The organism is Bacteroides sp. L008 (assembly GCF_040812255.1).
GTDB classification, from domain to species: domain Bacteria; phylum Bacteroidota; class Bacteroidia; order Bacteroidales; family Bacteroidaceae; genus Bacteroides; species Bacteroides vicugnae.
In genome coordinates, this window is record NZ_JBFNXO010000001.1 from 4,977,798 (window position 1) to 4,990,351 (window position 12,554).

Consider the following 12,554-nt stretch of genomic DNA (forward strand, 5'->3'; position numbering starts at 1 on the left):
TACTTTTATAATTAATCATACATGGTCCATCCAGGGTTCTGTGTCAAACGAGAATTGCGTTTCAACTCACTGTGTTTGATTGGCCAAAGCCACAATTTCTCAGAGAATGTAGATGGAAGATTGTATACAGGGATAGCAGAATGGAATTCTTCTCTTTTGTCTTCAGCCACAAAAACATTACATCCATATATTTGCACAGCCTCTTCCGTAGGTGCGTCTTTCCAGCGGCGAAGATCGAAATAGCGTTTCCCTTCTCCCATTAATTCGATCATACGTTCACGTTTCAACGCTTTACGCATCTTATCAGCATTAGCATATACATCGTCACTATAGTCTGGTAGGCCGGCACGAATACGAACCGGATGAATACCCCGTTCCATTTGTGACTTGTCACGACTGATAGTATAGGTTATCGCTCCATTCCAAGAAGAAATATCATAAATTCCAGTTAACTCATTCAGTGCTTCTGCATAAAGCAATAAAATATCTGCATAACGGATAGCAGTTTCTGCTTTTGCGACATAATTACCCGGATAATCATTTGGGTGAACAAACTTCTTGATTCCTATACCTGTACGCAAATAGAAACCATCATTTCGATAACCGTCAGAACTTCTAAAATAGTACCAGACCTGTTGATTACAATCAGCGGGTTTGCTTTCAGTCTGGCTCAAGTAATGCCATGTACAGCCGTTGTATGCCACAGAGGCATAGAATCTTGGCTCCCGCTCTACATACTGTAAAGAAACATTCATGCCTGTTGAAGCCTGCTCATTGTCACCCTTATTAGGATCATATTTCCATCCGAGTTCTGTGTACTTACCATTTTTAAGATCTTGTAATCCGGTAAATCCAGTCCTGCGTTCACGGCTATCTACACGGTCTTCATAACCGGTAACTCCCATATACATACTATTCATACCCGGGCAGTCGGTTCCATCGTTCATATAATAAGCATCAAGCATTTTCTGCGTCATACCATGTGAGTTCCACCCACCATCATCTTTTGGCATTTGGTGAAGCACCATCATATTAATATCTGTCGCACCACGTGTAAAGATGAGTTCTTGATTATTAGCAGGCAATAACGTCCCGTCGAATATGTTACGATAAGATCTAAGCGGATCAATATTAGCCCAACCGTTGGGCCACTCTTTAGTGGAAAATTCCCCATCATCCGGTATTTTAACAGTCGGACGTTCGGAAGGCCCATTATCCGAAGTGGATTTGTTCACATGAACCAAGTCGTAAACATTTAAATCAAGAACATCCCGACATGCAGCAGCGGCCTTCGCCCATTTCTCTTCAGTATATTCCTGAGAGAGTAGACGATTACCTTGATCGTCTACTAATGCCTGCGCGTATTCATCGTTATTACCATTAGCAAATGGACTAGCAGCAAAAATCAGTGCATAGGCACGTGTCGCTAGTGCAGCCCCCCTAGTGGGACGAGTAACAGCATAATTATCTGTACGTCGGTCGTATTGCAATTCTTTGGCAGCCAGTACCATTTCGTTACTAATATATTGAGCCACTTCTTCATATGAGTTGCGTGGCGTAGCAATTTGTTCGTAATTTTCAGTGTAGTCTACCCCTTCATCCGGCATAACAGGCACAGGACCATAACGCCGTAACAACAACCAATAATAGTAGGCACGTGCAAAACGAGCTTGTCCCTTGTAGTCTTGAATCTCCCAGTCTTCCATTTCTTTACATTTGTCTACATTATGAATCATGACGGATGCTTGATAAATTCCTTTGTAACATGCTCCCCAAGCACCAATATTATATGAGTTTTCATCATATTCTCCCAATTTGAACATATTATACGACAATTCATTTTTGGTAGCATCAATTGTTTTATCACGATCACCAAAATACATATCGTCAGCGAAACAAAAAGGATTAGTTCCTGGGTTTTTAGTCGTAACCTCTTCGTTTTCTCCTTTTAGAAATGAATAAGTATAAGCTAACCACTCTTCCACATGATCCTTGCTTTCGAATGTTTTTTCCAAGGTTAGACGATCTTTGAAATATTTCTCCGAATTTAGGTAATCTGAACAGGAGAGCATAAATCCTATTCCCACTATAGCTAATAGTAATATAAAAATTTTCTTTACCATAATTTCTAATTGTATTTTATAGGTTGACAGTTATTCCCACAGTAATCGATTTTGTTAATGGATAGTCTTCGCCACGTGGATTGGCTGATTCTGGATCCCAAGTCTTAAATTTTGACCATGTAATCAGGTTTGATCCTGTGATGTAAACACGAATATTATTAAAATGCAGTTTGTTTACGAAATTCTTTGGCAATGTATAACCGATATCCAAGTTCTTTAAACGAATATACCGTCCATCACGCATCCAGAAAGTGGATGTTTGCTGGTTGTTACTGTTTCCTCCATAACTCAGACGAGGATAAGATGCATTCGGATTTTCATTAGCAGGAATACCTAGCTTGACAGCAGTTTCTGCATCCACCCAACGGTCATTTATCATATCCTTGAAGATATTCCCCCAATCACTTTCACTAAACGCATAGACACACTTACCATAAATGGGGAAAGTAGATTTTCCAGCTCCTTGAAAATGAATATTGATATCAAAACCTTCCCATGCAAAAGAAGCCCCTATGCCATATATTAAGTTCGGTTTGGTTGTAGCACCAATAGCCACTTTGTCTTGATCGTTAACAATCCCATCGCCATTGACATCTTTATACTTTATATCACCAGGTTGTACTGTCCCCCAACTTTGTTTAGGACTGTTACGGATATCATCATAATTGGCAAACAATCCTTCAGAGATCAATCCTTTACACTGGTTTACACGGTAGCCTCTTTCATATAAATAAGAATAAACTTGATTTTCTTCATCTTTTTCCAGCACCTCATTTTTACTGTATGTGATGTTGCCACGAACAGTCATATCCACTTTACCAAGCTTCTGATGGTAGGTAAAGTTACCGTCGAATCCACGAGATTTTACCGCACCTACATTTGCTTTCGGTTTGCTTTCTAAACCGGCAATTTCTGGTAGAAATTCACGAGGCATAAAAATTCCTGTACGTTTTTCATAGAAGTAATCTACCGTTGCAGTAAGTTTGTCATTAAAGAGAGAAAAGTCTATTCCCAAGTCATCTTTTGTTGCAATTTCCCAAGTTACGCCGGTTGAAGCCATTTGTGTATAATGAGCACCAATGAATTGCTTTTTATAATCACCAAATCCCCAATTATATACATAATTAGGATCCCCTTTGTCATTATATCCAGTTGTTGCTATGGTATATAAATATGGAAAACGGTTTTCGTTTCCAAGGTTATCATTTCCTACTTTGCCATGTGAGTAGCGTATTTTAAACATATTCATCCATTTTAGGTGTTGTTTAACGAATGGTTCTTCGGCTACATTCCAAGCTAGAGAAAAAGCAGGAAAGAAACCGAATTGATGTCCTGGAGCAAAGTTCTCCGAGCCGGTGTAACCGAAATTGAAATCGGCAAAATAGCGGTAATTCCAGTTATAAGTGAAACGTCCCGCCAATCCTTGGTTACGTTTTGACACACCATTTTTGATATCCGAACCAATATCTACGGTGCGTTTCTCACTATCCTGTGTATAACGGAAAGTAACTCCTCCATGGTGATTGTCTACACTACGGTCCCAACTTAATAACAAGTCAAGGAATTCTCGACGTTTACCAGAGCTGCCACTTGATTGTTGCATATCATATGCAGAAAACATTTTATCAAAGATAATTTCACCAGTTGTCTGATCACGTCCATTTGCTTTATATAAATCCGGTTGACGATGGCGGTTTATCCAGTTACTGTTATCTGTATCGTATCCAAAGCGTCCGATAAACTTCAAACCTTTAGTGATAAAATCCAATTTCTGTTCCAAGGTTACGTTAGTTTGTAGATTGTTATCCCAATTTTCATTATATCCAGTCTGTGTGGAGGCTACCCATGGATTGAGCTTATTCACATTATCCCTATGAGAAATAGGTGTATATCCATTGGAGTAATACACAGGTGAAGCAATAGAGTTATATCCGAAAAGCATTCCCCACAAAGTATCGTCCCCTAATCCCGGACTATTGCGCTTAGCAAGCGAGCCAGCTACACCTAACTTCAGAATAGTACTCTTTGTTATATCAATATCCACATTCATACGATAGTTCCAGCGCTTATAGTTGGCATTTGTATTGTAATCTTTCCGTAATGTTTCATCAGTTTTATACATACCTTGGTCTTCTGTATAACTTGCAGACACATAGTAACGGGCAGTATTACCACCGCCGTGCATATTCAGATTGGCACGATAACTCCATGCACCATTTTTCAAAATCAAGTCTAACCAATCTACATTCGGATAAAAATCCGGATCCATTTGAGTACGAAATAGTTCCAGTTCTTCAGGTTGATAGGCCACTCCCTTATTACGGGTCACCAACGCTTCGTTCATCAATCCTGCATATGTAAGGCCGTCTACAAACTTTGGTGTAATAGTACGAGTATTGTAAGAGGTTTCCACTTTAGCATCAATATTTATCTTTCCGGCTTTACCGCGCTTGGTTGTAATCAGTACCACACCGTTAGCTCCTTTAGAGCCATAAATGGCAGTGGCGGAAGCATCTTTCAATACTGTAAACGACTCGATGTCTTCAATATTGATTTCATCCAAGCTACTGCGTTCAAATCCATCTACCAAAATATAAGCACTCGAGCTAGCTCCGAAAGTCGAAATACCTCGTATCCAGAATTCTGATGTATTTTTCCCCGGTTGTCCGGAAGTTTGTTGGGCAATAATACCCGGTACATTACCTGCTAATGCATTAGAGATATTAGAAGTTGGAAAACGTTTCAGCTCACCTACATCTACGTTCGTTACAGCTCCCGTTACGGTAAGCTTTTTTTGAGTCCCCATACCAGTAACGACAACTTCGTCCAATTTGCTCGCTTCTGACTCCTTCATTGTTACGTTAACAGTACGCTGTTCCTTCACAAGCACTTCTACATTATCGTATCCAATATATGAGAATAGCAGACGATGATAGGGTTCTACTTTAATGATGAATTGACCGTTAATATCTGTAATAGTACCCAAACCGGCTACATCTTTTACAGTAATGTTTACGCCAATCATTGGCTCCCCTTGTGTGTCGGTGACTATTCCTCCTACAGTAATTTTTTGCTGTGCTAATATTGTCAATGGAACTACTGCGACCAATAAGAAAATAGCTAATATTTTTTTCATATTCCAATAGTATGTTTATTTGTTAGTTTCTTTTATTTATATTCGTCATCCACTGTCTTGTCACCGATAGCTACAGCTTTCTCCATTGAAATGGTACGAATGGTACGTCCTATTTGATCATGAATGTAGAAAATCTCTTTCTCATCATCATAAACAAGCCCGGTAACATCGCGAAAACGTGCTGTTTCGCGCAAATCACCATCATCCGTTCCCCATTGGTTGCCATCAGCCAAAGTTGTAGATATTCCTCGTCCTGCATATGTAGAAACGATACCTTCCGGAGTTACTTTTCGGACACAGAAATTGAGCTTATCTACAAAATAAAAATCATACTCATCATTTTCACCTATATACTCGTCATTTTTGACAAACACACCTTGGCTAGGTTGATTCATGCGCGCCACCGTTCCTACATCATCTTTATAACCACTTTGTTTATAACCTCCCACAAAATTATATGGAGTAATGAATGTTTTTTTCTCCTCATCGTAATCAGAGCGCATAAAGTAATGGTTATTAATGACTCCAAAATAAGCGTATTTGCCTGTAGGATGAATAAAAATCTGAAACTCCCAACTAGGGTCAGCAATAGTAAATAGTTGTTTGAAGATATCCGGATGTTTTTTTACGACTGGATCCCAATCCTGATTATTTCTGATTGTTTTGAAATATTCAGCTAAGTCCAAACGAAATACCTGTCCCTTTTCATAACTGTTAAAATAGAGTTCCCCGTTAATAGGATGAATAGAGGCACCATTACATTGTTTATAAGAAGCTAGCAATTGAATATCAGAATTATCATTGAATGTTCCATCTGCATTACGTTTGATGATATAAACACTGGCACTTTCATCTCCCCGACCATCATAGTCAACTGATATGATCATATATTGTGCCTCATCAGCATATCCATCTATTTTTTTGTTGAAGGTTATACTACGCAAGCGGTTAGTAGGCACGGTATTAATATTCAAAGGTGAAGAAAGTTCACGTTTCTCCAAGTCAATCAATTGTATGGCCTTATGACCATCATAACATATATATATATGATTTTTATTTAGCGGATCGAATGCCATACGACCGCTATTAGCAAAACCGCAACATCTGATACCATCGGGACCATCAAATGGTCCATCTTTCCATCCTTGATCATCACGATTATTGCGATAACCACAAAGTGTTCCTACTACCATCTTTTTCTGATATTCAAATTTTCTATCAGCAACAGCTGTTATACTATTTTCTCCTTCACCTACGGTTACTTCTATTTCTCCATTAAAGGCTCCAGAAGGAACAAAACAATAAATATAAGTGTGTTTCACATTAATAACAATTGCGTTTTTTCCACCAATAGTCACTTTTACTTTAGAAGCGTCAGTTCCAAAATTTTCCCCATAGATTAAAAGTTTTTGATATGCTCCACCTTCATGTGGAGTAAAATCAGAAATTGTCATAGGGCTTGAAGGATCAAAAACACCTACTTTTACATTGTTCTCATTCTTGCAACTGTAATTACAAATTGCAAGTAATGCCAGTATCATCCACTGCCATTCATTCAATACTTTTTTCATTCTACTTTTCATATTTTTCATTTTAATTAATAATAGAAATTCTTTAACTCAAACACTTCATAAGATTTATTCATCAATACTTGCATCCAATATCCCCCAATCACTGAACGTGCACGAAATCCTATCCAGTCACCACTGTTTGTATCATGCCAATCACTAATAGGTACTCGAGAATTTGTTTCATTGATATATTTATAAAGGGGGGATACGAATTTTTCGAATGTGTATTGATTGGGTGACATAGCCGCTGTCCACATAATCCAGTCGGATTTAGTGTATTCTCTACGGGAATCCAAAGGCAGTCCGTAAGGATGCTGCTTTGTTAAATAATAATCAATCTCCTTCTTTATTACATTATTTGGGAATAAATTTAGACTCCACATCTTATCCCACACTATATTATATTTCTGGCTCCAGGTATTCTTACGGTCAAAGGCCAAACGGTAATGATCACCCTCATTTGCCATTTCTTCCCATTTCACCGCCATTTTCTTAGCTATCGTTGCATATTTATCAGCCACATCATTCATTCCAAGCATACGAGCTATCTCGCTGTATCCGGCTACACCCATAATCGCTTTCACTGAAAGATTGGCATTGTGAGCCCAATGACCTGCAAAATCATCTGTACAAAGTTGATTGCCTGGGTCCTGTCCAAACTAAGCCGATGGTGAATAACTAATTGTGCTACAATTGATTATCGTCATTTTGTGTTGTCTTTGTGTTGTTATGGTCATCAAACGAAGTACAAAATTCTAACTTATGAGTAGACTTTTAATAAATAAAAAAGCTAATGGATGAATATAGTGGTAGTCTGAGATGAGAAATGGACTAATCTGAAAAAATGAATATTTTTTCTCTTTCTCTTCCCATTTATCTATGTAATTTCTTTTATGATATAAAAACTGGAAACATTTTGAGATGTAAAACATCAAATAGATTGAATAATGGCTCTTATTGAATGAATTCGACGTAAATGAGGCTTTCCAGAATAAATTATCTATCTTTTTATACTATTTTGCAGAGAAATGCTATCGTATAATAGCTTAAGAAAACAAGCAAAGTAGATGTTAGAAACCTATTCAGGAAGCCATAGCGTAGTTCATTTTAAACCAATAAGTGGTTTCTTTTAAAGGTAGGAGATGTTTCTTTTAAACCAACGACTTGTTTCATTATATCAAAACTCGTTTTCGATAGTAAGAAAAAGTACATGTTTATAAAGAATTATGCTATATATATTCAATAAAAGGAATATATATGATGTAAATGTGACTTTCTTTTTTCTATTTAGCAACTCAATAAAAGTTTAATTCTCCTGCATACATGAAAAATAGAACATAATTTGAAATAACTAAGATAAAATATTTCAATCTTTACTTGGCAAGTTTAGCTCGAAGTTCTTTTAGTCTTTTTGCAGCCTGTAGATTATCAACCTTTATATATCTCATGAATGCAGATGGACTCTTATGCCCGGATATGCGCATAAGCTCTCCAGCAGGAAAGCCGGATAAATACATATTTGTGCAAAACGATCGTCGACAGGTATGAGAAGAGATCATCTCCCATTTTTCATAGACTCTCTTTTCCCGTTCCTTTCCTTTTTTGCGAACAACTTCGATTTTCTGTTTTAGTTTTGCTCTTCGCCCTAATTCTTTAACCCTTTCGTTGAATATATATCTAGGAATTTTAGGTAAATCATAGTTGTACTTCTTGAGTATTTCCGGCACATAATCGATCATGGGGATTATGACAGCTTTATGCACTTTTCTCTGTTTGAGATTTATAATCTCATTATCTAAATCAATATGTTCAGGACTTAATGTTGAGAGATCACTATATCGTAGTCCTGTAAAACACCCAGTAATAAAAACATCTCTAATCTCTTCCAATTGCTTATCATCTGACAAATCTAACTCGTGTATTGTTGAAAGTTCCTTTTCACTTAAATAAATAGCATCAGTTTCTTCTTCTACGACCTTAAAATGCTTCAAGTCAATTGGAGGAATAACTCCTTTATCTATTTGATAATTAACAAACCCTTTTAACAAACGTACAATTTTTCCAGCAGAATTAGTGAGTAAACCAACACTTCCATCGGGCTTTATAACTTTATAAAATAAATAGTCCATAAATTCATTGTAAAATATAAGATTCAGGTTATGGAAAGTAATTGGTTGCGATGAATGTTCTTTGAAAGCGACCAGATGTTTGCGAAGTGTTCGGTAGTCTTTTATTTGATCTGCAGAAACAACTGGAGCTTTTTCTGTAATATATCTTTCTAATGCATCAAAGATATCTACCCGATTAGGTCGTAATTCATATTCTCTATTCTTTTTTAGTTCAAGTAAAACAAAATCTACGGTTGGACTTATTCCATTTATCTTTGCATATGTAAGAATTTCTCCAAGCTTGGATGTCATTCTAATCAGACAGGCATCAATCTCATCATAGTTTGGACAAGCGCGCTTAATCCATCTCTTTTTAGAATCCCAGTGTTCTGGTTTAATACTGTATCCAGTAGAGATGAGCGTACGCTTAGTTCGATTGTAGTTATATCGAACATAAAGGACAGTAGTCCCCTCTCGAGTGACGTACCTTGGTTTAATATATGGAGTATATTTGGCGATAGTAAAATCTGTATTGCATTCGTATTGCAAAGTTACAAAAGCTATCTGAAATGAGCAATATCTCATCGTTAAAAGCTAGAATCTCAAAATGTATTGCGCTATCTTAAAAAAAAAGTGGATAAAAATTGCTCAAAAAGGAAAAAAACTACTCAAATCATACTGTAACAGACCTTTTTTATACTTTAAAAACGTTCAAAACATGAAAAAAGAATAGATTTTGTCCTTTCTTGAACACAGATTTTCCTAATATTTAGCATTAATTCCATTATTTTGTAGCGTTACAAATAAAATGCTATAGAAAAACAGTTGGATTTGTATGACTCCCAGGTCTGCCTGAAACACACAATTCTATATTAACTTTTCCCCTTAGCATTTATCAATGTTCGACAGTACTGATTTTATATATTCTTTAGGTATAGCGATAGAAAGGTAAGATTGTATTTACGAGGTAATAGTAAGAAGGTAAAAAGAAGAATAAAAGAAAACGTAGGGTTTGTTTTTCTTTATTGGTAAACAAGATTGTAGATGGGTAACCTTAAAATTGTAGATTAATTAGAAAATATTTATGAAGAAACTACTAACAGTAATGGTCTTTTCGGTCGGTTTATTTGCAAATGCTCAAACCGGCAACTTATTTAAACCAGTAAAAGAGGTAGCGCTACGTACTCCATCAGTACCTATCGTTGTTTCAGATCCTCACTTCTCTATCTGGTCTCCTTATGATAAATTGATGGAAGGAAGTACAGAACACTGGACTACAGCTAAAAAGCCTTTAGTAGGAGCCTTACGTGTAGATGGCAAAGTGTATCGTTTTCTGGGTAAAGATCAAGTGGCTCTAATACCTATTGCTCCCATGACAAATGTGGAACGCTGGGAGGCGGCATATACTAATAGCCAACCCGCAAATGGATGGCAAGAATTCCAGTTTGATGATAGTAGTTGGAAAAAAGGTAAAGCTGCCTTCGGCAGCCGTGATATGCCACGGGTTCGTACAGAATGGAAAGGAGATAATACAGATATTTATATTCGACGTACATTTGAAATTAATGATTTGGATTTAACAGAGAATATTTTTCTCATTTATTCTCACGACGATGTATTTGAATTATATTTAAATGGGGAAAGACTGGTGGCTACGGATCTCGTATGGAAGAATAATGTAAACCTAAAACTTTCAGATGAAGCAAAGAAGAAACTTCGTAGTGGTAAAAATGTGATTGCCGCACATTGTCATAACACAACTGGAGGATCTTACGTGGATTTCGGTTTATATCGTGAAAAGAAAAATGCAGTAACATTTGATAATGAAGCCATACAGAAGTCGGTAGATGTATTAGCCACTTCCAGTTACTATACATTCACTTGTGGCCCAGTCGAATTAGATGTCGTATTTACAGCACCTCAATTGATAGATGATTTGGACTTGCTTTCAACTCCGATTAACTACATCTCTTATCGTGTACGTCCTCTTGATAAAAAAGAGCACGATGTACAATTTTATATAGAAACTACTCCGGAGTTAGCTGTGAATGAAACAACCCAACCCACTATTGCGCGCACATTATCAAAAAATGGTATTAGTTATGTAGAGGCTGGTACTATTAATCAACCGATCTGTGATCGTAAAGGTGATTTGATTTGTGCGGATTGGGGATATGTATATCTTGGTAGTGTAAATGGAGCAGGAAAATCTGTAAGCTTGGGTGACTATAGCGGAATGAAAGAATCTTTTGCTAAAAATGGAACTTTAGCTTCAAGTAAAGCTAAATGGATCACTCGCAGAGAAGAAAATATTCCTGCAATGGCTTATGTACATAATTTTGGAACTGTCACCAAAGATGGTAAAGATGGTTTTATGATGATCGGTTATGATGACATTTATTCTATTGAATATATGTATGAAAAACGTATGGGATATTGGAAACATGATGGTAAAGTGACGATTTTTGATGCTTTCGAGAAACTAAGAGATAACTATCAATCCATCATGGAGCGTTGTCGTGCACTTGACGAACTTATTTATAGTGATGCAGAAAAAGCAGGTGGCAAAAAATATGCAGAAATCTGCTCTGCAGCCTATCGTCAAGTTATTTCTGCTCACAAGCTCTTTACTGATAAAGAAGGTAATCTGATGTGGTTCTCTAAAGAGAATAACAGTAATGGCTGTATCAATACAGTCGATCTGACCTATCCGTCCGCCCCTCTGTTCCTCGTTTATAATCCAGATTTGGAGAAAGCGATGATGACCAGTATTTTCGAATATAGTGCAAGTGGTCGCTGGAATAAACCTTTTGCTGCACATGACCTTGGTACTTACCCAATAGCTAATGGACAAGTTTATGGTGGTGATATGCCAATTGAGGAAAGTGGTAACATGGTGATTCTAACAGCAGCCATTTCGAAGATCGAAGGTAATGCCGATTATGCTAAGAAATATTGGGACATTTTAACTACATGGACTAATTATTTAGTAGAGTATGGACAGGACCCGGAAAACCAACTTTGCACGGATGACTTTGCCGGGCATTGGGCGCACAATGCCAACCTTTCAGTGAAAGCGATTATGGGCGTAGCCGGATATAGCGAGATGGCTCGTATGCTCGGTTTGAATGATGTGGCAGATAAGTATGCAGCGACAGCCAAGAAAATGGCGGTGAAGTGGGAGGAAATGGCAAATGAAGGCGACCATTACCGTTTGGCTTTTGACCGTAAGAACACTTGGAGCCAAAAATACAATATGGTTTGGGATAAGTTGTGGAATCTGAATCTGTTCCCTAATAATGTAATCGGAAAAGAAATCAGCTATTACTTGACAAAACAGAATCCTTATGGACTTCCTCTAGATTCCCGCAAAGAATACACAAAATCCGACTGGATTATGTGGACAGCAGCTATGTCTCCGGATAAAGAGACTTTTCAGAAATTTGCTAATCCTCTCTATAAATATATCAACGAAACGGTATCTCGTGTGCCTATCAGTGACTGGCATCATACAGACAGCGGCAGATGGGTCGGCTTCAGAGCACGTTCAGTAATCGGAGGATACTGGATGAAGGTATTAATGGACAAAGTTCAGAATAATCAATAATTTAAATCT

General features: G+C 37.3%; 5 protein-coding genes and 1 pseudogene. 1 reads left to right on the top strand and 5 read right to left on the bottom strand.

Translation table 11 applies throughout. From position 1 onward, the window contains the following. Positions 1–11: 11 nt before the first annotated feature. The 5 genes and pseudogenes from AB3G73_RS19210 to AB3G73_RS19230 all read right to left on the bottom strand — a co-directional run bounded on the left by AB3G73_RS19210 (position 12) and on the right by AB3G73_RS19230 (position 9,487). Complete coding sequence (locus AB3G73_RS19210; RefSeq protein WP_258979100.1) at positions 12–2,123, bottom strand: RagB/SusD family nutrient uptake outer membrane protein; 2,112 nt, start codon at positions 2,121–2,123, stop codon at positions 12–14. Between the two features lie 16 nt (positions 2,124–2,139). Beyond that, positions 2,140–5,259, bottom strand: coding sequence for a TonB-dependent receptor (locus AB3G73_RS19215; RefSeq protein ID WP_234133940.1), 3,120 nt, complete (start codon positions 5,257–5,259; stop codon positions 2,140–2,142). 32 nt (positions 5,260–5,291) lie between these two features. After that, positions 5,292–6,830, bottom strand: a complete 1,539-nt coding sequence (locus AB3G73_RS19220; RefSeq protein ID WP_367745378.1) for an IPT/TIG domain-containing protein — start codon at positions 6,828–6,830, stop codon at positions 5,292–5,294. A 26-nt stretch (positions 6,831–6,856) separates the two neighbouring features. Next, positions 6,857–7,489: pseudogene (locus tag AB3G73_RS19225) on the bottom strand (DUF1793 domain-containing protein); the annotation flags it as partial. A 714-nt stretch (positions 7,490–8,203) separates the two neighbouring features. Then, positions 8,204–9,487 carry a site-specific integrase gene (locus tag AB3G73_RS19230; protein ID WP_195648968.1) on the bottom strand — a complete coding sequence of 428 codons (1,284 nt, stop codon included), beginning with the start codon at positions 9,485–9,487 and terminating at the stop codon, positions 8,204–8,206. A 535-nt stretch (positions 9,488–10,022) separates the two neighbouring features. Between AB3G73_RS19230 and AB3G73_RS19235 the strand changes: the two genes are divergently transcribed. Then, positions 10,023–12,545 carry a DUF4965 domain-containing protein gene (locus tag AB3G73_RS19235; RefSeq protein WP_367745379.1) on the top strand — a complete coding sequence of 841 codons (2,523 nt, stop codon included), beginning with the start codon at positions 10,023–10,025 and terminating at the stop codon, positions 12,543–12,545. Positions 12,546–12,554: the final 9 nt, after the last annotated feature.

Coding starts and splice junctions, on each gene's coding strand:
- AB3G73_RS19220 (WP_367745378.1), bottom strand. CDS start 6,830: ATGAAAAAAGTATTGAATGAATGGCAGTGGATGATACTGGCATTACTT.
- AB3G73_RS19210 (WP_258979100.1), bottom strand. CDS start 2,123: ATGGTAAAGAAAATTTTTATATTACTATTAGCTATAGTGGGAATAGGA.
- AB3G73_RS19235 (WP_367745379.1), top strand. CDS start 10,023: ATGAAGAAACTACTAACAGTAATGGTCTTTTCGGTCGGTTTATTTGCA.
- AB3G73_RS19215 (WP_234133940.1), bottom strand. CDS start 5,259: ATGAAAAAAATATTAGCTATTTTCTTATTGGTCGCAGTAGTTCCATTG.